General features: G+C 41.6%; 23 protein-coding genes. 14 read left to right on the top strand and 9 right to left on the bottom strand.

Going from position 1 to position 21,797, the window contains the following annotated elements; all coding sequences use genetic code 11:
• The 4 genes from ppk1 to BLW34_RS09630 form a co-directional block, all read right to left on the bottom strand.
• Positions 1-2,100 carry a polyphosphate kinase 1 gene (gene ppk1 / locus BLW34_RS09645; protein ID WP_090578810.1) on the bottom strand — a complete coding sequence of 700 codons (2,100 nt, stop codon included), beginning with the start codon at positions 2,098-2,100 and terminating at the stop codon, positions 1-3.
• A 72-nt stretch (positions 2,101-2,172) separates the two neighbouring features.
• A complete protein-coding gene (locus tag BLW34_RS09640; RefSeq protein ID WP_090578807.1) occupies positions 2,173-2,445 on the bottom strand; it encodes an oxidative damage protection protein in 273 nt (90 codons plus the stop codon).
• A 270-nt stretch (positions 2,446-2,715) separates the two neighbouring features.
• Positions 2,716-4,050, bottom strand: a complete 1,335-nt coding sequence (gene argA, locus BLW34_RS09635; protein ID WP_090578804.1) for an amino-acid N-acetyltransferase — start codon at positions 4,048-4,050, stop codon at positions 2,716-2,718.
• Between the two features lie 148 nt (positions 4,051-4,198).
• Positions 4,199-4,960, bottom strand: a complete 762-nt coding sequence (locus tag BLW34_RS09630; protein ID WP_090578801.1) for a 16S rRNA (uracil(1498)-N(3))-methyltransferase — start codon at positions 4,958-4,960, stop codon at positions 4,199-4,201.
• 88 nt (positions 4,961-5,048) lie between these two features.
• Between BLW34_RS09630 and BLW34_RS09625 the strand changes: the two genes are divergently transcribed.
• From BLW34_RS09625 to BLW34_RS09600, 6 genes are all read left to right on the top strand, one after another.
• Positions 5,049-5,606 (top strand): thioredoxin family protein, encoded by a 558-nt coding sequence (locus BLW34_RS09625; RefSeq protein ID WP_090578798.1) that lies wholly within the window; start codon positions 5,049-5,051, stop codon positions 5,604-5,606.
• Positions 5,607-5,608: 2 nt separating this feature from the next.
• A complete protein-coding gene (locus BLW34_RS09620; protein ID WP_090578795.1) occupies positions 5,609-6,400 on the top strand; it encodes an inositol monophosphatase family protein in 792 nt (263 codons plus the stop codon).
• A 66-nt stretch (positions 6,401-6,466) separates the two neighbouring features.
• Positions 6,467-7,915, top strand: a complete 1,449-nt coding sequence (gene trkA, locus BLW34_RS09615; RefSeq protein ID WP_090578792.1) for a Trk system potassium transporter TrkA — start codon at positions 6,467-6,469, stop codon at positions 7,913-7,915.
• 11 nt (positions 7,916-7,926) lie between these two features.
• Positions 7,927-9,384 carry a TrkH family potassium uptake protein gene (locus tag BLW34_RS09610; protein ID WP_090578789.1) on the top strand — a complete coding sequence of 486 codons (1,458 nt, stop codon included), beginning with the start codon at positions 7,927-7,929 and terminating at the stop codon, positions 9,382-9,384.
• Positions 9,385-9,515: 131 nt separating this feature from the next.
• On the top strand, positions 9,516-9,899 hold the full coding sequence (apaG, locus tag BLW34_RS09605; RefSeq protein WP_090541984.1) for a Co2+/Mg2+ efflux protein ApaG: 384 nt from the start codon (positions 9,516-9,518) through the stop codon (positions 9,897-9,899).
• Between the two features lie 36 nt (positions 9,900-9,935).
• Positions 9,936-10,643 carry an SAM-dependent methyltransferase gene (locus BLW34_RS09600; protein ID WP_090578786.1) on the top strand — a complete coding sequence of 236 codons (708 nt, stop codon included), beginning with the start codon at positions 9,936-9,938 and terminating at the stop codon, positions 10,641-10,643.
• Between the two features lie 180 nt (positions 10,644-10,823).
• Here BLW34_RS09600 and gloA read toward each other — a convergent pair whose 3' ends face one another.
• Together gloA and BLW34_RS09590 are read right to left on the bottom strand one after the other, a co-directional pair.
• On the bottom strand, positions 10,824-11,207 hold the full coding sequence (gloA, locus tag BLW34_RS09595; RefSeq protein ID WP_090541978.1) for a lactoylglutathione lyase: 384 nt from the start codon (positions 11,205-11,207) through the stop codon (positions 10,824-10,826).
• A complete protein-coding gene (locus BLW34_RS09590; protein ID WP_090541976.1) occupies positions 11,207-11,395 on the bottom strand; it encodes a rubredoxin in 189 nt (62 codons plus the stop codon). The genes gloA and BLW34_RS09590 overlap by 1 nt, the downstream gene beginning before the upstream one ends.
• Before the next feature lie 52 nt (positions 11,396-11,447).
• Between BLW34_RS09590 and BLW34_RS09585 the strand changes: the two genes are divergently transcribed.
• From BLW34_RS09585 to hemL, 3 genes are read left to right on the top strand one after another with little or no spacing between them, the layout of a single operon-like run.
• Positions 11,448-12,278: a bifunctional hydroxymethylpyrimidine kinase/phosphomethylpyrimidine kinase gene (locus BLW34_RS09585; protein WP_090578782.1), complete on the top strand. Its 831-nt coding sequence runs from the start codon at positions 11,448-11,450 to the stop codon at positions 12,276-12,278.
• 9 nt (positions 12,279-12,287) lie between these two features.
• On the top strand, positions 12,288-12,941 hold the full coding sequence (thiE, locus tag BLW34_RS09580; RefSeq protein ID WP_177166006.1) for a thiamine phosphate synthase: 654 nt from the start codon (positions 12,288-12,290) through the stop codon (positions 12,939-12,941).
• 14 nt (positions 12,942-12,955) lie between these two features.
• Entirely contained in the window at positions 12,956-14,242 is a 1,287-nt protein-coding gene (hemL, locus tag BLW34_RS09575) for a glutamate-1-semialdehyde 2,1-aminomutase (RefSeq protein ID WP_090578779.1), read from the top strand.
• Between the two features lie 76 nt (positions 14,243-14,318).
• On the opposite strand, the gene BLW34_RS09570 is transcribed toward hemL, so the two are convergent.
• Positions 14,319-14,963 carry a c-type cytochrome gene (locus BLW34_RS09570; protein WP_090578776.1) on the bottom strand — a complete coding sequence of 215 codons (645 nt, stop codon included), beginning with the start codon at positions 14,961-14,963 and terminating at the stop codon, positions 14,319-14,321.
• 118 nt (positions 14,964-15,081) lie between these two features.
• On the opposite strand from BLW34_RS09570, the gene BLW34_RS09565 reads away from it, so the two are divergent.
• From BLW34_RS09565 to hemW, 5 genes are all read left to right on the top strand, one after another.
• Complete coding sequence (locus tag BLW34_RS09565) at positions 15,082-15,681, top strand: SPOR domain-containing protein (protein WP_090578772.1); 600 nt, start codon at positions 15,082-15,084, stop codon at positions 15,679-15,681.
• 76 nt (positions 15,682-15,757) lie between these two features.
• Complete coding sequence (map, locus tag BLW34_RS09560) at positions 15,758-16,567, top strand: type I methionyl aminopeptidase (protein ID WP_090578769.1); 810 nt, start codon at positions 15,758-15,760, stop codon at positions 16,565-16,567.
• A 53-nt stretch (positions 16,568-16,620) separates the two neighbouring features.
• Complete coding sequence (gene rph, locus BLW34_RS09555) at positions 16,621-17,343, top strand: ribonuclease PH (protein WP_090578766.1); 723 nt, start codon at positions 16,621-16,623, stop codon at positions 17,341-17,343.
• A 7-nt stretch (positions 17,344-17,350) separates the two neighbouring features.
• Complete coding sequence (gene rdgB, locus BLW34_RS09550; protein ID WP_090578763.1) at positions 17,351-17,944, top strand: RdgB/HAM1 family non-canonical purine NTP pyrophosphatase; 594 nt, start codon at positions 17,351-17,353, stop codon at positions 17,942-17,944.
• Between the two features lie 35 nt (positions 17,945-17,979).
• Positions 17,980-19,221: a radical SAM family heme chaperone HemW gene (gene hemW / locus BLW34_RS09545; protein WP_090578760.1), complete on the top strand. Its 1,242-nt coding sequence runs from the start codon at positions 17,980-17,982 to the stop codon at positions 19,219-19,221.
• Between the two features lie 53 nt (positions 19,222-19,274).
• Here the strand turns inward: hemW and BLW34_RS09540 are convergent, their stop codons facing one another.
• Positions 19,275-20,729, bottom strand: a complete 1,455-nt coding sequence (locus BLW34_RS09540) for a sensor histidine kinase (protein ID WP_090578758.1) — start codon at positions 20,727-20,729, stop codon at positions 19,275-19,277.
• Between the two features lie 11 nt (positions 20,730-20,740).
• The gene (locus BLW34_RS09535; RefSeq protein ID WP_090578755.1) at positions 20,741-21,139 is read right to left on the bottom strand and encodes a response regulator; all 399 of its coding nucleotides are present in this window, start codon (positions 21,137-21,139) and stop codon (positions 20,741-20,743) included.
• Positions 21,140-21,797: the final 658 nt, after the last annotated feature.

The raw sequence follows: 21,797 nt of genomic DNA, 5'->3' as shown, positions 1-21,797 counted from the left end.
TTAGCTTTGTTTTGCTGCCGCTAGTTTTGTAAGCAATGCTTCTTGAGCACTGAAACGCCGGCCAGGTCGAACAGATTTACATTTATAATGACCATTGGCATCCATTTCCCAAGCTTGGGTATTATCTCTGAGATAAGGATTTAGGCCTTCAGAGATTACACGCTTTTTCAGGCGTGGATCCAGCACTGGGAAACAGATTTCAATGCGACGAAAGAAATTACGATCCATCCAGTCAGCGCTGGATAAATAAACATTGTGATAATTATTGTTACGGAAATAAAAAATGCGTGTATGTTCAAGAAAGCGCCCAATGATAGAACGTACTTTAATATTTTCTGACATACCGGGTACCCCTGGTCGTAAAGCGCATGCACCTCGTGTGATGAGTTGGATTTTTACGCCGGCTTGAGAGGCAGCATATAATGCTTGAATGATATTGGGTTCTAGCAGTGCATTCATTTTGGCAATGATTCCAGCGGGTTTACCTGCTTTGGCATTCTCCATTTCATTTCTAATAGCATTTAGAATTTGACTATGAAGAGTAAAAGGGGATTGCCATAGATGCTTCAATTTACTGGCCTTCCCAAGACTAGTCAGTTGCAAAAAAACTTCATTGACATCGGCACAGATTTCTTCATGGTAAGTAAGTAATCCGAAATCAGTATAGAGTCGGGCCGTTCCAGGATGATAATTACCTGTACTGAGATGTACATAACGACGTAGTTTGCCTTCTTCACGTCGCACAACCATTGCCATCTTGGAGTGAGTCTTGTGACCGACAACACCATAAACAACATGAGCACCCACTTCTTCGAGTCGACTGGCCCAATTAATATTGGCTTCCTCATCAAATCGAGCCAGCAGCTCGACAACTACCGTAACTTCCTTTCCTCGACTGGCTGCGGCTATAAGTGCTTCCATCACAGTAGAATCTGAACCTGTTCGATAAACTGTTTGTTTGACAGCGACGACATCTGGATCTACTGATGCTTGCTGGATAAACTGTATAACAGGCTGGAATGATTGATATGGATGATGCAATAAAATATCGTTCTTGCGAATCATCTGGAAAATATCTGAGGTTTTCTTTTTCTGGGTGGAAAAAGGTAGGCCTGGAATGAATAGAGGAAATTTTAATTCTGGACGATCAATTTGGTCCGGAACTTGCATAAGACGTACCAGATTGACTGGCCCATTGACCTGATATAAATCATCTTGAGTAAGGCCAAACTGACCGAGCAAAAATTCGGACATGTGCGGTGGACAGTTATCTGCCACTTCGAGTCGTACAGCATTACCAAGATGGCGTTGAGGTAATTCACCCTCCAAGGCAATGCGCAAATCTTTGATTTCCTCTTCATCAACGAACAGATCACTATTACGGGTGACGCGAAATTGAAAACAGCCAATCGCTTGCATGCCGACAAACAATTCGCTTACGTGTGCATGGAGAATCGAAGATAAAAATATAAAACTATATTCTTCAGTGCTGACTTCATTGGGAAGTCGTATGATACGAGGAAGAATTCGTGGCGCCTGAACTATTGCCATTCCAGAATTGCGTCCAAAAGCATCTTTCCCTTCCAGCTCTACCGCAAAATTAAGACTTTTGTTCAATACCCGCGGGAAAGGGTGGGAAGGATCTAGACCAATCGGTGTTAACATGGGCATAAGCTCACGAAAGAAATAAGCTTTAATCCATTCGCGTTGATGGTCGTTCCAGTTACTTCTACGAAGGAAGCGAATACCATGTTGTACTAATTTCGGCAGAATGCTTTCATTGAGTAACCGATATTGTTGCGAAACAATTTGGTGCGTTTTTTCGGAAACCAGTTTGAAAGTTTGGCGAGGCAGCATACCATCTGACCCAAAGCCGGGTGTATTCAATTTGATTTGTTCTTTTAACCCAGCAACACGAACTTCAAAAAATTCATCGAAGTTACTGCTGACGATGCAGAGGAATCGTAATCTTTCCAATAATGGCGTATCTTTGTTTTCGGCCTGAGCAAGCACACGTCGGTTAAACTCAATCTGACTAAGTTCCCGGTTGAGAAATGGGGCAGGGCTAATCAAATCACTTATATTGGATGGATCTAGCATTTTCGGCTTGTCTTGCTTTATGGCGGTAATCCGGTATCTATTAATGTAGAGTACTGTATTCTTATTATAAACTTACTTGTCAGGTGGGATATAACCGGTTGGCTGATCAGCGCCGTCACCAAAAAAATAAGCCTCCATTTGTGCTGCGAGATATTTGCGTGCCTTGATATCGGCGAGATTCAGGCGATATTCGTTAACCAGCATAGTTTGGTGCTGAATCCACTGATTCCAAGCTTCTTTAGATACATTTTCAAAAATGCGCTTTCCCAACTCACCTGGGAAAGTGGGGAAATCCAATCCCTCTGCTTCGCGCCTTAGCTTGATACATTTTACTATTCTTGTCATTTAGTTTTCCCAACAGGTCAATAAAGGAAAATGGATTATTCTCGATTATAAGGCATATAAAAACAAACGATTGTCAAGGTGCTATTGTAACGCAACACTCTGGATTACATTCATTTTCATCTTGATGTAATGGGTTTGAGATAAAGAGTGATTTAGGACAGTTATTACTTTGGCATTTTTATTGATCCTATTTTCCTCGGTTGGTCGTGAAAAGTTCTACTGTTCAACAGAGAATTCTGCACTTCGTTGATTCTTGCTATTACCCCAGATTTATATTTTTTTCATGAATACTTTTGAGCGGCGCCGGTAATTGTAAAGATTCTGTTTGCTTTTGGGCAGTTTGTCTGGTGTAGTTTCCGTAAAACCCCGCTCAATAAACCAATGGGCTGTCCGCGTTGTCAGGACGAATAATTTGAGGTAGCCTCGCACTTGGGCCTGGTGTTCAATATGTTTAAGTAAATTACTGGCGCAACCTGTTCTGCGATAGTGTGGATGGACCGCAAGGCAAGCCAACTCGCAAGCATTCTCATCAGGAAATGGGTAAAGGGCGGCACAGGCAATGATCATGTTATCGTGCTCTAGAACGGTAAAACGATCAATCTCGATTTCTAATAGTTCACGATTGCGTCGTACCAGTACGCCTTCATTTTCCAGTGGTTCAATTAATTGCAGGATACCGCCTATATCTTCTATTTGGGCGCCGCGTATGGTTTGTAGCGGACCTTGCGTAATCATACTGCCGATACCCTCGTGGCTAAATAATTCTTGCAATAAAGCACCCTCTATATGACGGCTGATTAGATGAACTCGTGCTACCCCATTCTCACAAGCATGTACCGCGCAAGGGAGGTATAACTGAATATCATCTGCTAAATCAACTGGTGCGGCAAGTTTTCTCAGTACTGATTTTGCCTCCGTAATAGTCAATTCACGCCATAAAGCGCCACCTCGTTCCGTAGACTCATGCATGATGCCAAGTGGATTCATTAGAAAAATAAGTTTTTCTGCTTGAAGGGCAATAGCGACTTCGGTTGCAACATTTTCTAGTGTGAGATTAAAGATTTCACCGGTGGGTGAGTAGCCCAGTGGCGAGAGTAAAACGATTTCCCCATTTTCCAGTCGGGCGCGGATAACCGAGGTGTTAATTTTCCGTACCTCTCCGGTATACATCAAATCAGTACCCTCAAGAATACCGATGGGACGGGCTGTTACGAAGTTACCGCTTGCAACATGAATGGCGGCATTGGCCATGGGTGAATTAGGCAACCCCATCGACATCAAGGCTTCAATTTCGACGCGAACTTTCCCGACTGATTCTTTAACACACTGAAGTGTGGCAGTATCTGTCACGCGTATTCCATTTATATACATGACTTGTAAGTTCTGTTGCTGCAATTGAGATTCAATTTGCGGTCGCGCGCCATGCACGAGAATCAGTTGAATTCCAAGGCTTGCTAATAGATTGAAATCGTGTACCAGTTCAACAAAATTTTCATTGGCCACGACTTCACCGCCAAATGCGACCACAAAAGTTTTACCACGAAATGCGTTGATATAAGGTGCAACGGAACGGAACCAAGTGACAAAATCAGTATTGCGTGTCATGTTCAGATAATGATGTTGTGGATATGATGATCAATCAGCTTTTTCATGAGAGTATGTTGGCATAAGAAGTTTATTGGAGAATAAGCAATTCATAATATGCTTTCCGCAAGAAAAACAATTATCCCAAGCTGTAAATCTAACAACCGATTTAATAATCTCCCCATAAAGTCTGCATTGCCGCTATAGCGGCAAGCGCTGCGCTTTCTGTTCGCAGGATGCGCTGGCCTAAGCAAATTGAAACAAACCCCGCAGCATAAGCTGTTTTTTCTTCTTCTATTGTAAAACCTCCTTCAGGGCCGACAAGCAATATTAGGGGTGTTTCCGTCATTGGTAGCGGGAATCCGGATAGGCGTTCATTTGCTGTCACTGAAAGCAAAAAATTATGAGCATGCCTATTTTCAATATTTTTTTGCTTATCTTCAAACTGTTGGCTAAACCAATCTGATAATGTCAGCAGCGGTAAGAGTTTCGGAATACGGTTTCTGCCACATTGTTCGCAAGCAGCAATAATCACTTGTTGCCAGTGTAGCAGACGTTTATTTGCGCGCTCTTTGGAAAGTCGAACAACACTGCGATTTGCTGTAACAGGCTGAATACTGTTGACACCTAACTCAACCGATTTTTGTATGATCCAATCCATTTTTTCATTGGAGGAAACAGCTTGAACCAAGCTGATAGAAAGTGGTGACTCACGTTCAATTTCATGAAATTGTGAGATCATGACAGTATTTCTTGATTTATCAGTGCATTTGATTATTCCTGAGAATTCTCCGCCTTCCCCATTAAACAATGTTATTTTGTCACCTTGCTTAAGCCGTAGAACACATGTGACATGATGACTAGTGCTTGTGGGTAATGTAACGATTTGACCCGGAATCATGCGATCAGGATAGTAAAAACGTGCAGTCATAGTAGTGATGGCCCGAGAGAAGGCTGGTTACAGTTCCATCCATGATAATATATCAAAGATAAATAAGACCTTCGATGAGGAGAAAAATATGGCAAGTCTTGAAACGCCTATTTGCGATTTTGGCTGGAAAGCAATCGATTTTGATTTGCCCGGAGTGGATGGGAAACGTTATAACCTAGCTTCTGCAAGAAGGGAAAATGGACTATTGGTGATGTTTATTTGTAATCATTGTCCGTATGTGAAAGCAATCCGTGAACGTATTATTCGCGATGTAAAAGAGTTGGCTGCATATGGAATAGGCGCAATTGCGATCATGTCGAATGATCCTATGGATTATCCTGAAGATTCTTTTGACAATATGGTCAAAATAGCTAAGGAGTTTGATTATCTATTTCCCTACGTGTGGGATGAAACTCAACAAATTGCAAAAGCTTACGGGGCAGTGTGTACGCCAGATTTTTTTGGCTTCAATGGCCAATTGGAATTACAGTACCGCGGGCGATTGGATGCATCCCGCAAGGAAGCAGCACCTATCGACGTTCGCCGTGATTTGTTTGAAGCGATGGTGCAAGTTGCTCGAACAGGACAGGGGCCAAAGGATCAAATACCCAGCATTGGGTGTTCGATTAAATGGCGGGCTGACTGAACATGCTGGAACAAGTTATCGCTGCGGTGAAGGAAGTCGCACAGGAAGAAATTATGCCGCGATATATGCAAGTTACGCGCCAACATAAAGTAGATGGCAGCTTTTATACCGAGGCCGATTTAGCAGCGCAGGAAAGTTTGCTAAGCAAGCTGCAAAAACTTTACCCTGCCGCCATAATGGGTGAGGAGATGTCTGAGCAGCAACAGCTCGTCCAGTGGGAAGCGGGCGATGCTGGACTCTGGAACATTGATCCAATTGATGGCACTTCCAATTTTTTTAATGGCCTCCCCTATTTCGGGGTTTCTGTCGCACTGATGCGCAAGGGCAGGAGTGTCCTGGGCGTTATCTATAATCCTGTTACCAAAGAATTGTTTTATGCCGAAAAAGGCAAAGGTGCGTACCTAAATGGGGTTGCGTTACCAATAAGAAAGCGTGAGATAAGTTTACGAAGTGCAATAGCAAATGTTGATTTTAAGCGTTTAGATCGTAAGCTGGCTGAGAAAATAGCGGCTTATCCTCCCTATGCTTCACAGCGTAACTATGGTGCTTGTGCTTTGGAATGGTGCTATACCGCCGCAGGTTACTTTGATCTATATCTACATGGCGGCCAAAAGCCTTGGGATTATGCTGCCGGTTGCCTGATTCTGGAAGAAGCGGGCGGATCCATGTGTAGCTTTGATCAGGATGATTATTGGGCAGGATCACCGTGGCGACGCTCCGTGATTGCTGCGCTTGACCCCGCATTGTTTATACAATGGCGCGACTGGGTGAGGGCACATTATCAAAATGGTTAGATTGCTGCGCTGTAAGATGCTTTTGCAAGCTTTCTAATATATTTATTCCAGAAACAGGTTGCAGAATTGAAAATTCTCATTCTAGGAGCTGGTCGAGTAGGTTCTACTGTCGCCGAAAGTCTGGTAGGTGAGGCAAATGATATTACTGTGGTTGATATTGCAGCTAATCAACTTGCCTTATTGCAAGATCGCCTTGATTTGAGAACAGTAGTCGGTAATGCATCGCATCCTTCCGTACTTAAACGGGCGGGTGCTGAAGATACAGATATGGTACTAGCGGTTACCGAGAGTGATGAAATCAATCTGGTAGCCTGTAAGATTGCTGCCAGCTTATTTAATACGCCTACCAAAATTGCTCGAATTCGTGCGAGCGATTATCTAGAGCATCCTGATATCTTTTCACAGAAAAATTTTTGTGTTGATTATGCTATTTACCCTGAGCAGATACTGACTCAATATATTGAGAAGTTAATCGAATTTCCAGAAGCATTACAGGTGCTTGATTTTGCTTCGGGTAAAGTAAGCCTGGTCGCTGTGAGAGCACTGCAAGGAGGGCCGCTGGTAGGACATCCATTACGGGAATTACGTAAGCATGTCCCCAATGTCGATACACGGGTAGCAGCGATATTCCGCAAAGATCGTCCCATTATTCCTGAAGGAAACACTGTCATTGAGGCTGGAGATGAAGTTTTCTTTATTGCGGCGACTAAGGATATTCGGGTCGTAATGAGTGAATTACGCAGCATGGATAAACCGGTCAAGCGTGTCATGATTGCAGGAGGCGGGAAGATTGGCAGACGTCTTGCAGAAGCGCTGGAGAAAGATTATCAAGTTAGGATCATCGAACGTGATGGCAAGGTATGTGAGCTTCTGGCCCAGGATCTACAAAATGCATTGGTGCTGCATGGTGATGTCACGGATGAAGAATTGCTGGAGAGTGAGAATATAGCTGAAATGGATGTATTTTGTGCACTGACCAATGATGATGAGAATAACATCATGGCATCATTGTTGGCTAAACGTATGGGCGCGCATAAGGTGATTGCTCTGATCAACCGAAGTGTATATGTCGATTTGGTTCAAAGCGATAGAATCGATATTGCAATTTCACCTGCACAAGTAACGATCGGTTCATTACTTGCTTACGTTCGGCAGGGTGATGTGGCAGCAGTTCATAGCTTGCGCCGAGGAGCAGCTGAGGCGCTTGAAGTGGTGGCGCATGGCGATACCAAATCATCCAATGTAGTAGGGCGCAAAATAGAAGATATCAAATTGCCAAAGGGTGCAACGATCGGTGCTATCGTGCGTGGTTTACCACTCAAGGACAAGAGATGGATGAGTACACGCGATATTGGTGAAGATATTCCTATCGAAGATCAGGATAAGGCACGCGTCATTATTGCACACCACGATACAGTTATTGAATCAGATGATCACGTAATCCTGTTTGTTGTCAATAAGAAAATGATTCGGCAAATTGAAAGGTTATTTCAGGTTAGCGCATCCTTTTTATAATTGATCGCTTTATGAATCATTTTTTGTCAGTTGCCAATATACTTAGTAAAATTATTCTCGTATTCGGCCTGACGATGCTGGTACCGTACGGTATTGCATACTGGTCGGAAGATGGCTCATCTGCTGTTTTTGGTGGGGCTATTCAGATAACATTGATCTGTGGCGCTGCTATCGCATTGATGACACGTCGCTATAAGCGTGAGCTACAGATCCGTGATGGTTTTTTATTGGTCGTGCTGGTTTGGCTCCTTCTTCCTTTTTTCGGCATGCTGCCTTTATTGCGTTTTTTTCCGGAAATCAGCTTTGCCAAAGCATACTATGAAGCAACATCTGCATTGACTGCTACCGGTGGAACGGTTTTGACGGGCCTGGATACACTGCCTTACTCGATCAATCTGTGGCGAGGTGAAATGGTATGGCTGGGGGGTATGGGATTAATCGTACTCGCCGTTGCCATTCTGCCCATGTTAGGCGTAGGAGGTAGACAGATCCTCAAGGCCGAAATACCTGGTCCCATGAAAGAGTCCAAGTTGACACCTCGCATTGCCGAGACAGCAAAAGGGCTATGGTTGGTGTATGTGGCGCTTACGCTGATTTGTGTGATCGCATATAAGCTAGCGGGAATGAACTGGTTCGATGCGGTCATGCATGCATTCACAACCCTGGGGTTAGGAGGCTTTTCTTCGCACGATGCGAGCTATGGCTATTGGGATTCACCCATAATCGAGTTGGTTGCAATCATATTCATGCTGATTGGTGGTATCAATTTTGCGACGCACTTTTTAGTCTGGCGGGCAAGGAGTATTTCGCCGTATTACTATGATCCTGAGATAAAGCCTTATTTTTTTATCGTATTGGCGAGCTGTATAGTACTTGCTGGCTATCTATGGTTTACAGGGGTTTATACCGATCCATTAACAGCACTGCGCTATGCATCTTTTAATGTTGTTTCCGTTGCGACGACTACCGGATACAGTAATGCTGATTATAGTTTATGGCCAATATTTGCTCCGTTATGGATGCTGTTTTTATCCGGCTTTTGTACTTCCTCGGGATCAACGGGAGGGGGAGTTAAAATGATCCGTGCAAGGATTTTATATCAGCAGTTTTTTCGTGAGATGATCACGATTATGCATCCCCAAGCTGTTTCACCTGTCAAGCTAGGGAGAAGTGTCGTTGCTAATCGAATTATCTTTGCAGTGTTCGTTTTTTTATTTGTTTATTTGGTGAGCATGATTCTCATGACTATGGTGCTGACATTAAGTGGCCTGGATGAAATAACAGCGTTCTCGGCTACTGTTGCATCTATCAATAATCTGGGGCCAGGGCTTAATCAGATCGGGCCAGCCACTACCTATGCTTCTTTGACGGATTTTCAGATCTGGATATGCAGTTTTGCCATGTTATTGGGAAGGCTGGAGTTTTATACTTTGTTGATCGTATTTACTGCTGCGTTTTGGAGAAAGTAGGAAAGTAGTTTACTCAACTTTATACCAGGGCATTAATTAAGATTACGCTATTACAATATGAGGTTATATTTAGTTTTAATTTAGGTAAGCAACTTGCTGTAATTTGAAAAATGTGTGGAATATAATAGATTATGAATGACGAGAAAAAATACGATATTGATGTATCGGTCCGCACTACATACTTGCCCGAACAATCAGATGAAGAAGCAGATCGCCACGTATTTGCCTATACCATTACTATTTCCAATACAGGGACGGTGGCATCACAGCTAATAAGCCGCCATTGGATTATTAGCAGTGGAGATGGCAATATTCACGAAGTTAGAGGTTTGGGTGTGGTAGGTGAGCAGCCACTCCTTAAACCTGGTGATAGTTTTGAATATACCAGCGGTACCGCGATTTCCTCCCTGGCTGGCTTAATGAAGGGTAGTTATCAGATGGTCGCTGAGGACGGCTTTCATTTTACCGTAGATATTCCTGAATTCATTTTGAGTGTTCCAAGAGTGCTCCATTAATTTAATAGCAACGATTACTTAGAGATATTCTGCAGTATGCATCCTGGCACACTTTTCCTTATACCAGCTCCATTAGGAGAAGTAGAGCTTGCTGAGATCATTCCTGAAAATGTGCAGCAACGTATTGCTAGACTCAAATATTTTATTGTTGAGCATCCAAAGACTGCTAGGCATTTTCTGAAACGAATTGGATGTATACGGCCTTTACAGGAAATTGAAATGCAGGTCTTGAATGAACATACCGGCTTAAACGAAATCGATCAGCTACTTGAACCATTACTTGCAGGAAATGATATAGGACTATTATCAGAAGCGGGTTGCCCGGCCGTTGCTGATCCAGGTGCTAATCTCGTGCGAGCTGCTCATCAAAAGCATGCATCTATTGTTCCGCTTGTGGGGCCATCATCCATTTTATTGGCATTAATGGCATCTGGATTGAATGGGCAGGGTTTTCGTTTTCATGGTTATTTACCTATTAAAAACGAACTGCGCATCAAGAAAATTATCCAATTAGATGAAGAATCAGCAAGGACTAATCAAACCCAGATCTTTATAGAAACCCCATATCGAAATCAAAAATTGCTTGAAATATTAGTTCAAAATTGTAGTGATGAGACTGATTTATGTATTGCCAGCAATCTTACTTTAAAGGATCAATATATTGTCACAAAAAAGATTAAGGCATGGAGAAGTTATCTACCAGAAATTAATAAGAAACCTACGGTCTTTTTATTGTGCAGATAACTTGGAGAAATTCTCTTTACACTCATCAAAAATAATTGCTGCTATTACCAACGATTTCTAAATTAGCTAATTATTAATATATGTTAAATATCTTTTAGCATTATCTTCAATCTTGGTAACAGCAATTAGATGGGTTGATGATCTTTATATAGTTTATTAATATACTAATTCATTTTCATTTCACTTTTTTTGAATAAGCTCAATTTTATAACTATCTGGATCTTCAACAAATGCGATAATGGTAGAACCATGTTTCATTGGACCAGCTTCACGCGTTACTTTACCTCCCAGTTTTTTTATTTTTTCACATGCTTCATAAGCATCATCTACTTCTATTGCAATATGACCAAAAGCTGTTCCAAGAACATATTTTTCTATTCCCCAATTATAGGTTAATTCTAAAACACTCCCTTCTGATTCATTTTGATAACCGATAAATACCAGTGTGAATTTTCCATCTGGGTATTCTTTCTGGCGCAAGATTTTCATACCCAAAATATTGGTATAAAAATGAATAGATTTTTCGAGATTACCTACTCTCAACATCGTGTGAAGTATGCGCATTATATTTTTATCATTTCGAAGTCTTCTTTACGCGCCCCACATTCAGGGCAAGTCCAATTAATCGGCACATCTTCCCATCGTGTTCCAGGAGGAATCCCTTCTTGCGGCGCACCTTCGGCTTCGTCATAGATATAACCACAGATCAAACACATGTATCGGTGATAAACCTGATTTTCATCGGCTGACATGATAGATAGAAACATCCTTTTAAGTTAAAATTATATTTTACGGTATTATTGCATGTCTCAACCACCCCCAAAAGTATTATCATTTGCTGCAAGCGACCCAAGCGGTGGCGCAGGTATACAAGCTGATATTCTCACATTAGCAAGTATGGGTTGTCACCCACTTTCCGTCATCACTGCGGTGACCATTCAAGACACTGTTGGTGTTGAGAATATAATGTCATTAGATTCTGAGTGGGTTGCAGATCAAGCTCGTATCGTGCTTGAAGATATGCCAGTAGACGCTTTCAAAATAGGCTTGCTCGGCAGTGTTGAAGCTGTCGTAGCCATAGCTGAAATAATTGCCGATTACCCAAATATTCCGGTAGTTCTTGATCCGATTCTTGCCTCTGGTCGTGGCGATCCACTCGCTAATGAGCAAATAATCACAGCTATTCGTGATTTATTGATTCCGCAAGTTACGATTATTACACCAAACAGCATAGAAGCAAGGCGACTGGTGCTTGAGAATGAGGACGAATTGGAGATTATTGATTTGAGGCAGAGTGCAGACCGTCTATTGCAGATGGGGTGCGAATATGCCTTGATTACAGGTACTCATGAAAATACCGTCAAAGTAATTAATACATTGTATGATTCTGGAGGTGTTGTCCGTTCAGATGAGTGGCAGCGATTGCCCGGTGCTTACCATGGATCGGGCTGTACGTTGTCATCAGCAATTGCTGCTTCTCTCGCACATGGTTTGCCGATTGCTGAAAGTGTTTATGAAGCGCAAGACTATACTTGGCATGCCCTGAAATCAGGATTTCGTCCCGGGATGGGTCAATACCTGCCAGATAGATTCTTCTGGGCGTGTGATGAAGATAAAGTAGAAGAAGGAAAGTAGTGATTCTCAATGATTTCTTATGGAATTAATGGCTTATATGCCATTACACCCGACATAGCTGATACGGTGCAACTATGTGCAATGACGCAACAAATCCTCCTGGCTGGCGTTCAATATGTTCAATATCGAAATAAAATCGCTGATTCTATATTGCGACTACATCAGGCAAGAGCACTAGCCAGACTTTGCAAGCAACACAATGTTTTTTTTATCATTAATGATCATTATGATCTGGCCATAGAAGTCGACGCAGATGGGGTGCATGTTGGAAAAGAAGATATCGCTATTTGTGATGCTAGGAATTATTTAGGACAAGATAAAATTATTGGTGTGTCCTGCTATAATCAACTCGAATTGGCTCTTGAGGCAGAAAGACAGGGAGCTGATTATGTCGCATTTGGTGCTTTTTTTCACTCAAAAACTAAAACTAATACAGTAAGAGCATCAACTGATTTGTTATCTGAAGCAAAGAATAAACTGGGCATCCCCATCGTTGCAATTGGTGGCATCACTTTGGCAAATGCCGCTTCACTGATCAATCATGGAAGTGATTCTATCGCGGTTAGTCATGGGTTATATGGTGCTCAAAATATTCGATTCGTAGCAAAAAATTTTACCCAGTTATTTTTGAAAACTGATCAGACTTTTTCTTCTTCATCCTAATAACGAGTAAGTAAATGACTTCACTTAATCAACAATTATATGAATCTTCCCAAAAATATATTCCTGGCGGCGTGAACTCGCCTGTGCGCGCTTTTAAATCTGTTGGCGGCACGCCTATTTTTTTCAAACGTGGTCAGGGCGCCTATTTCTGGGATGTGGATGGAAAATCCTACATAGATTATGTCGGCTCATGGGGGCCACTTATCCTTGGTCATGCTCATCCAAAAGTAGTTAAAGCAGTTCAGGAAGCGGCACAGAATGGATTATCCTTTGGGGCTCCCACTGAAGCAGAATTGGAAATTGCTGAACTTCTCTGCAGATTGCTCCCTTCAATAGAGCAGGTACGTTTGGTGAGTTCAGGTACTGAAGCTGGGATGAGCGCTATTCGTTTAGCACGAGGCTATACAGGTAGAAGCCGCATTATTAAATTTGAGGGATGCTATCATGGTCATGATGATGCATTATTGGTAAAAGCAGGTTCTGGTGCATTGACTTTTGGTCATCCAAGTTCAGCCGGTGTTCCACCTGAGACTGCAGCTCATACTCTAGTATTAAGTTATAACGATGTCGATGGCCTGGAAAAGATCTTTAATGAAATTGGCAAGGAAATTGCCGCTGTTATCGTTGAGCCAGTCGCAGGTAATATGAATCTGGTAAAAGCAGCGCCGGATTTCTTAGCGGCCTTAAGAAGGCTATGTACAAAACATGCTAGCGTACTGATTTTTGACGAAGTTATGACGGGATTTCGCGTAGGTCTGGAATGTGCCCAAGGACTTTACCAGATTAAACCTGACCTGACGATACTTGGTAAAGTGATAGGGGGGGGTATGCCTATGGCTGCATTCGGAGGGCGGCGAGATATTATGCAATGTTTAGCTCCCCTTGGTTCAGTATATCAAGCAGGTACCTTATCGGGTAATCCAGTGGCAGTTGCTGCTGGATTAGCCACGTTAAGAGAAGTGCAAGTGCCTGGGTTTTATGAAACACTTGCAGCTAAAACTCATCAACTGACTCAAGGATTAACTGTTGCTGCCAATAAACATGGCGTGGATTTTTGTGCTCAGTCAGTGGGTGGAATGTTTGGCTTATATTTTTGTAAGGAACTACCCAAGAGTTTTGCAGATGTAATGGCATGCGATAAAGAAGCATTTAATCGCTTTTTTCATGCGATGCTACAAGAAGGTATTTATTTTGCACCATCTGCATTTGAGGCTGGTTTTGTCTCAATTATGCACAATAATGAAGATATAGACAAAACACTGTTTGCAGCAGATCGTATTTTTAGTTCTTGGGTATTATAGAAGTGTTAAGTTACTCCGGTAATATCAACGGGGTAACTTAACAATTATTTTTTAATCTTTACAACAGAATTCTGATCTACTGTAACGTTGCAATATATTCAGCTACAGCCTTCATTTCCTGCGCACTCATGCGCAATACAACCTTTTGCATCTCTTGATTTTTGTCATTGGTGCGACTTCCCTGACGAAATGCTTCTAATTGCGAAATCGTGTAGATTGTATGCTGGCCTGCGAGTTTAGGATAATGAGGAGGAATACCTGCACCGTTAGGGGAATGACAGCTTGAGCAAGCTGGTACATTATGTTCTAAATTACCGCCATCATATACTCTTTTGCCTATTTCTAGTAATGATTTATCGCCATCACTAATAGTTTCAACTTTGGTCTTTTGTTGAGCATAGTAGGCACTAAGATTCTTCATGTCATCTATAGTTAATGCTGCAACCATGGAGGCCATCGTCGGATTATCGCGTTTTGCCGGTGAATCACCTTCCACCTTGAAATCCATTAATTGCTTGGTGATATACTCTGCATGCTGGCCAGCAAGAGTCGGGTTGCTTGGGATAACGCTATTGCCATCGGCATTATGGCAGCCAGAACAAACACCCATAGCAATTTCTTTGCCTTTTTCAGGATCACCATGAGCATTAGATGTATCGGCAAAAACTTGATTTGAAAATATAAATGCAAAAACGACTGCAGTATTTTTAATGAATTTCATATTTTGAAGATTTTAAGGTTTTTAAGGTTTTCATAAAAAGAAAAGCGCTGTATTCAGTAACGCATTCTAACAAGGTTTATTAATAACAGTAAACGGTCATAGCTAATAATCCATCAGAATGAAAATATTTTTCTTCTTATTATTGCTTGTTAACATAGTTTTTTTGATGATCATTCAGCTAGAATCGAATCGAACAAATAAAGTACATATTACGCAATCGTATTTAGAAGAAATAAGATTATTACCCTCACGAGTAGCATGCTTAAAATGGGGAAATTTATTTGGTATTGATTTGCAGCGAATCAAAAATAATATTTCAGAACTGGAATTAGATAGTTACTTAAGTGAGTTACCCGCAGGTGAGATTATTGTGCATTGGGTATATATTCTTTCCCCCAAAACAGAGCGTGAAATTAAAAGGCAAATTAATAAGCTACAAAAACTCAATATGCCTTACCAGTATATTCAAAATAATGAGTATAGTCAGTGGCATAACGCAATATCATTTGGCATGCTACGTGAACGATCTTTAGCGACACAATTAATAGAAGAATTAAAAAGCAAGGGTATTTTAAACGTAAATATGAGGAGATTGAGTTTGGAGCAAGTAAAATTCGTTATTCGCGAACCGACAAAGGAAGTGAAAGAAAAAATTTTTATGCTTGCACAGCAATTTCCTGATAGTAAGCTAGAAATAACCGAATGTGAGCGCTTCTAGAAACAAGTAGTAAGCTCTAAAATATAAAAAATAAAAAATTTATTTTATGTAATAGTTGGATTCTTTGGAAGAAATTGTGACGGTTCATATAAAAACCCTTGAAGAAATTGAAAAAATGCGGATAGCTGGAAGATTAGCATCCGAGGTCCTCGATTACATTACACCCTATGTTGTTCCGGGAATTACGACTGGTGAACTTGATAGGCTTTGCCACAACTATATGGTTGATGTTCAAAAAACTATACCTGCACCACTTAATTACGCTCCCCCAGGGTACAGTCCTTTTCCAAAATCAATTTGTACCTCAATTAACCATCAGGTATGTCATGGTGTTCCAGGGGATAAAAAATTGAAGGGAGGAGATATTGTCAATATTGATGTAACGGTAATCTATGATGATTATCATGGAGATACCAGCCGGATGTATTATGTTGGGCAGCCATCAATACAGGCTAGGCGCTTGTGCGAGGTGACTTATGAATCGATGTGGCAAGGGATAGAAGAAATCAGGCCTGGAAAACATTTGGGTGATATTGGTCATGCTATTCAGCGGATAGCTGAGAGTGCTGGTTATGGCGTAGTGAAAGAGTTTTGTGGCCATGGTATTGGTGCAAAATTTCACGAGGAGCCACAGGTTCTTCATTATGGGCGTCCTGGAACAGGTCTAATGCTTAAACCTGGAATGATTTTTACAGTAGAACCTATGATCAATGCGGGTAAGGCAGCTATCCGTTCCCTACCAGATGGTTGGACAGTTATTACTAAAGATCGCAGCTTATCAGCTCAATGGGAACATACAGTGCTGGTTACCGAGAACGGTTATGAGGTATTAACAGTATCAACAGGCTCTCCACCCAAACCGACTTCTTATCGTTTTGCTACCTGAACAATTTAATAATTGTATATAAAACAGAAAATCTTCAATAATAGGCTCCAATGATGTTTCGTCATAACAATCGTGCTCTTACCCAAATTCGTCCGATCAAGATTACTCGTCGTTATACTAAGCATGCTGAAGGAGCTGTACTCATTGAGTGTGGGGATACCAAAGTCGTGTGTACGGCAAGTATTGTCGACAAAGTTCCTCCCTTTCTCAAAGGATCAGGGCAGGGGTGGTTGACTGCTGAGTATGGCATGCTGCCATGCTCGACGAGCGAGCGTATGCAGCGAGAGGCGGCAAAAGGCAAGCAATCAGGGCGCACCATGGAAATTCAGCGTTTGATAGGACGAGCATTACGCTCAATCATTAATCTGGAGAAATTAGGAGAACGTACTATTCAGATTGACTGTGATGTCATACAAGCAGATGGTGGAACTAGAACAGCAAGTATTACTGGTGCGTTTGTAGCATTGTACGATGCAGTCGAGCATTTGCTTGCGCAACGGTTGATCGTAAGCAATCCAATTCGAGATCACGTTGCGGCTATCTCGGTTGGCATGCATCATGGAGTACCCTTGATTGATTTAGATTATTCCGAAGATTCTACTTGTGATACTGACATGAATGTCGTGATGACGGGGGATCTCGGTTTGGTGGAGATACAAGGAACTGCAGAAGGCGCAACATTCAGCCGGAACGAGTTGAATGCTATGTTGGACATGGCTCAACGAGGAATACAGGAACTGATTACCTTGCAAAAATCAGCGCTCGCATCGGATTAATAAAATTATGCAAAAGCTCGTCATTGCCAGTAATAACTCAGGTAAGTTTAAAGAAATACGACAATTATTTGTACCGCTTGATATTGAAGTCATCCCGCAATCGAGTTTGGGTATAACTGAAATTGAAGAGCCTTATGGTACCTTTGTTGAGAATGCGCTTGCCAAAGCACGCCACGCTAGCCGAGCTACTGGGTTACCTGCGCTTGCAGATGATTCGGGTATTTGTGTCAATGTTCTGGATGGCGCACCTGGTGTATTCTCTGCCCGCTATGCAGGAGCGCCAAAATCAGACGAACGTAACAACCAGAAGCTAATTGGCATATTGAAAAATCAATCAGATCGGCGTGCCTATTACTATTGTATTATCGTCCTGGTGAGACATGCTGACGATCCACAACCAATCATTGTTGATAGTAGTTGGCATGGTGAAATCATATTGGAATCACGCGGGGAAGGGGGGTTTGGATACGATCCGTATTTTTTCTTACCTGAGTTGAGTAAAACGGCAGCGGAACTTTCCATGGAACAAAAAAATCGGATCAGTCATCGTGGAAAGGCGCTCAAAAAATTAAGCGAATTTCTTATAACCAACAAACTCTGACTGTTTATGTGTCAAAAAAGTGCACCTGATTGATTATGGCAACGGCTATTTCTGTTTCATCCATCCTTAATACTCGTTCGCCCAGGTTAACCTCTTTACCGCCATTGAGCCTCTACATTCATATCCCATGGTGTGTAAAGAAATGTCCATATTGTGATTTTAATTCGCATGAAATTGGCAACAAGGGAAATGTATTACCCGAGCAGGAGTACGTGTCGGCACTGATCCGTGATCTGGAAATGGCATTACCTCAAATCTGGGGGCGTCCTGTCAGTAGTGTGTTTCTAGGTGGTGGAACACCCAGTTTATTAAGCGCCCAAGCAGTTGATAAAATTCTTACCCATGTAAGGATGCTCCTGTCACTGGAGCTTTCTGCTGAAATCACACTGGAAGCTAATCCCGGCACATTCGAAGCACAAAAATTTGCAGATTTCCGTGCTGCAGGAATCAATCGCCTGTCTGTGGGTATTCAAAGCTTCAATCCAAGGCATTTGCAAGCATTGGGGCGTATCCATGATGATGGGGAAGCACATCGTGCGGTCGAGATTGCATTAAAGAATTTTGCTAACGTGAATCTTGATCTGATGTATGCATTGCCAGATCAAACCTTGGAAGAAGCACGTAATGATATTGAAATTGCATGCGCCTCAGGCGCTCCGCATATATCAGCTTACCATCTGACACTGGAACCAAATACGCTATTTTATCGCTTCCCACCCACGCTGCCGGATGATGATCTCTCTGCTGAGATGCAATTGATGATTGAACAAGTAGTATCAAGTTTTGGTTATGCAAACTACGAGATCTCAGCATTTGCCAAGCCTGGTTATCAATCACGCCACAATCTGAATTACTGGCAATTTGGTGATTATTTGGGTATCGGTGCAGGAGCGCATAGCAAAATTAGCTTTCAAGACAAAATAGTACGGCAAATGCGTTATAAACAACCTAAGCAGTATCTTAAGAAGATTTTAGGTAAGGAAGATGCCCTAGGTGATCCCGTGCAATCTCAACACGAAGTCCAAGCGGAAGATCGAGCATTTGAGTTCATGATGAATGCACTTCGTTTGGTCAGTGGCTTCCAACCTGAAAACTTTCAGGCACATACTGGATTACCTATTACTGTTGTACAACAACAACTGGACGAAGCAGAGCAACAAGGATTAATTAGCTGGAATCATCATCGAATTATGCCAACTGTAGTTGGCAGGCGGTATTTGAATGATTTGCTGCAGATCTTTTTACCGGAAAAACGTGAAGAGCACATTAACATTTAATAATTAAGAAAGATTTCTCTTAATCATTAAATGTTAATTAATGACAAATAATCTTAGTGATGAATGACAAGCGGCCAAGACCCTCCTTTAGGAACTCGAATATTTGAGAAAATCACAGAAAATGCTGTTCCCAAGCCTGGTGCACTGGTAACTTTGAGCTGTAGGTGGTTATTGCCTGCAGCAATTTTAACCAGCGATAGGCCGATGCCGCTGGATGATTGGTTATGCATCACTGCTCTTGGAGAATAAAAGTATTCGTCAAAAATATTCGGTAAGTCTTTTTCTTCAATTCCAATCCCATAATCAGTGATTGTCACGATTGCTGAGTTATCCGATGATTCAACGATGGAAACAATATCAACTGCGGCATTATCATGAGAATAAGTAATAGCATTAGCAATGATATTTTCAAGCATTATTTCTATCTGATCCGGGATGCCACAGGAAAAAAAATTCTGGATCGATAGCTTTATTTCAATATTCCTGGCCTTTGCTACTGGTTCTAGTTTATCGACGCATTTATGAATCGTCTCTGAGATATCAATGTATTCCATTGCATCCGTATTTCGTCCGGCTGTTTTTAGTCGTTCGAGTCTAAGTACATCCAGAATTAAATTAGACATACTATGCCCACGTCTGTCAATTCTGGTTAGTACTTCTTCTATTTCGCTTGGAACTTGTCCGCAATATCCTCCTTTAATCAAATTGATTTTGCTTCGAATGGCATCGAGCGGCGCTTTGAGTTGATGTGTCATAAGCATGGCGTACTGATCTTTTGCAACTTGGGCCTGATTGATTTGCTCATAAGCTTCACGGAGATATTGTTCGTGCTTACGAATAACAAGTGTAAGGCGTGAGACGACATACCAGACAATAAGAAACAAAGTATCAAGTGCGATCATCCATACTAGAACACGACCTTTATGCAAACTTTCACTTGAAAAGTATGGGTCTATAAGGACTGATTGTGATACCTGAAAAAACATTTCGCTTTCAGCGAGTAAAACAATCGAGTACATCGCGGAAACTATGATTGCGACAAATAAGCTTTCCAGTGCCGAGAAGAAAATACATGATAAAGCAATATGGAGAATATAGAAGAAAGGAGCAGGTGTTGCGGTACTTCCAACATAATGCACGACTATCGATAAACATAATAAATCAACAATGATCTGCACCCAAATGATGATTGAAGGTGAGTTATATTTTGAAGGCTGACAGAAATCTAATGCATAGATATAGGCAAAATTGGCAGCACTTAAAATGGCTGTAATGGCAAGTGGCCAATGTTGTTGTTCCCTGATTCCTAGTTGAGTGAGCGTATCGGATGCTATCAGCGCTACAACCTGAAAAAGAACAAGCACGCCAATCACAGCCCATCGAAAAATGATAAACCAGCGAATATTATCTATTAATATTTCATCACTTAATTTTTGCCCGCTTTCTTTTCCTCCTGCCAAGGTAAATTTCTGCGTAGATGTGTTCCAAGAAAAATCAGCAGTAGCCATGATGGCTCGTCCTAAGAAACGCTCAGCTCAGGCTTGGTCGTTCCCAGACGATCACGAACGATTGACAACAAACCTGATGGCTCAATAGGCTTCTCAATAATACAGATCCATTCTTCTGATTTATTTTCAAAATAAGGCAAAATCATATCACCGAGTGAAGTTAAAAAGATTACTTGCATTTTAGGAAAACGATTGTGTAATTCGACGTATGTAGTCAGTCCTGCATCCATAGATTCAACCATTACATCCAGAATAGCTAAATCGGGTACAACAGAAGGCTCACTCAATGAGTTGATAAAGTCTTTCGTTGTTTGATAGCTATCAACTTCATATCCGTGTGTATTTAGAATACGACGGACAGTATCACGGATATCGGGATCGTCATCAACGTGGGCAATTCTTTGTCTCATATAAACCTCCTTTGTTCAATCAAAGTAACAGCTAATGTCAGCAGACCTTGAAATGATAAGCCTCATCTCGATCCATAGATTCTTTCTTATTTATGAAGGCTCTTGCTATTAATAGAGTGATGGCTATTATCAAGCTATTCATAAAAAACGAGTTGTAAGTTTTGCCTGCCCTCATTCTTAAATCTCCCGCGGGAAAAATACTACACCTTGCTGTTCTTAGTGAGCAAGAAATTTTGATTGATATACCCCAGAAATAGGAAAGCTATTATTTTCTGAACAGACAGCTTGATAGCTCCAGCAGCTCTAATAAATGCCGAAAGTTAAGTATCGTGGCCTCATCTAGCATGGTATTCATTCCAGCATTCAATCCAGCTGACCTCCTCAGTATCGAGGTATTGTGGAGCGCTCTTTCTATTGCGATCCACTGTGGGATTAAACAGGTAGCATGGTTCAATCATCGCTCCCAGCCGTGTAACTATGGAATAACTACTTCCTTCTCTTGCAGAAACTGCTTTTTCCTCGTTTGTTGAGGTTTTATGGTAAATTCTTTGACTGTAAAGCTTAGAAGCTGTCTGGCAAAACGATTTCCATTAGAATCAAGTATTTTTTGATAGTAAGCTAAGAGATGTCATACAAAACGGATATAAATGATGAGGAA

Source organism: Nitrosomonas sp. Nm58, assembly GCF_900107335.1.
Classification (GTDB): domain Bacteria; phylum Pseudomonadota; class Gammaproteobacteria; order Burkholderiales; family Nitrosomonadaceae; genus Nitrosomonas.
The sequence above is the reverse complement of the archived record's forward strand: the minus strand, read 5'-3'. Positions and strand labels throughout refer to the sequence as shown.

Bases quoted from the DNA above. Each gene is read 5' to 3' on its own strand.
- BLW34_RS09640 (WP_090578807.1), bottom strand. From the start codon at position 2,445: ATGACAAGAATAGTAAAATGTATCAAGCTAAGGCGCGAAGCAGAGGGA.
- hemL (WP_090578779.1), top strand. From the start codon at position 12,956: ATGACTTCACTTAATCAACAATTATATGAATCTTCCCAAAAATATATT.
- BLW34_RS09620 (WP_090578795.1), top strand. From the start codon at position 5,609: ATGCTGGAACAAGTTATCGCTGCGGTGAAGGAAGTCGCACAGGAAGAA.
- BLW34_RS09565 (WP_090578772.1), top strand. From the start codon at position 15,082: ATGAAAATATTTTTCTTCTTATTATTGCTTGTTAACATAGTTTTTTTG.
- BLW34_RS09630 (WP_090578801.1), bottom strand. From the start codon at position 4,960: ATGACTGCACGTTTTTACTATCCTGATCGCATGATTCCGGGTCAAATC.
- BLW34_RS09585 (WP_090578782.1), top strand. From the start codon at position 11,448: ATGTCTCAACCACCCCCAAAAGTATTATCATTTGCTGCAAGCGACCCA.
- BLW34_RS09570 (WP_090578776.1), bottom strand. From the start codon at position 14,963: ATGAAATTCATTAAAAATACTGCAGTCGTTTTTGCATTTATATTTTCA.
- BLW34_RS09600 (WP_090578786.1), top strand. From the start codon at position 9,936: ATGCATCCTGGCACACTTTTCCTTATACCAGCTCCATTAGGAGAAGTA.
- BLW34_RS09590 (WP_090541976.1), bottom strand. From the start codon at position 11,395: ATGTCAGCCGATGAAAATCAGGTTTATCACCGATACATGTGTTTGATC.
- apaG (WP_090541984.1), top strand. From the start codon at position 9,516: ATGAATGACGAGAAAAAATACGATATTGATGTATCGGTCCGCACTACA.
- BLW34_RS09610 (WP_090578789.1), top strand. From the start codon at position 7,927: ATGAATCATTTTTTGTCAGTTGCCAATATACTTAGTAAAATTATTCTC.
- BLW34_RS09625 (WP_090578798.1), top strand. From the start codon at position 5,049: ATGGCAAGTCTTGAAACGCCTATTTGCGATTTTGGCTGGAAAGCAATC.
- BLW34_RS09535 (WP_090578755.1), bottom strand. From the start codon at position 21,139: ATGAGACAAAGAATTGCCCACGTTGATGACGATCCCGATATCCGTGAT.
- BLW34_RS09540 (WP_090578758.1), bottom strand. From the start codon at position 20,729: ATGGCTACTGCTGATTTTTCTTGGAACACATCTACGCAGAAATTTACC.
- gloA (WP_090541978.1), bottom strand. From the start codon at position 11,207: ATGCGCATACTTCACACGATGTTGAGAGTAGGTAATCTCGAAAAATCT.
- ppk1 (WP_090578810.1), bottom strand. From the start codon at position 2,100: ATGCTAGATCCATCCAATATAAGTGATTTGATTAGCCCTGCCCCATTT.
- argA (WP_090578804.1), bottom strand. From the start codon at position 4,050: ATGACACGCAATACTGATTTTGTCACTTGGTTCCGTTCCGTTGCACCT.
- rdgB (WP_090578763.1), top strand. From the start codon at position 17,351: ATGCAAAAGCTCGTCATTGCCAGTAATAACTCAGGTAAGTTTAAAGAA.
- hemW (WP_090578760.1), top strand. From the start codon at position 17,980: ATGGCAACGGCTATTTCTGTTTCATCCATCCTTAATACTCGTTCGCCC.
- thiE (WP_177166006.1), top strand. From the start codon at position 12,288: ATGATTTCTTATGGAATTAATGGCTTATATGCCATTACACCCGACATA.
- rph (WP_090578766.1), top strand. From the start codon at position 16,621: ATGTTTCGTCATAACAATCGTGCTCTTACCCAAATTCGTCCGATCAAG.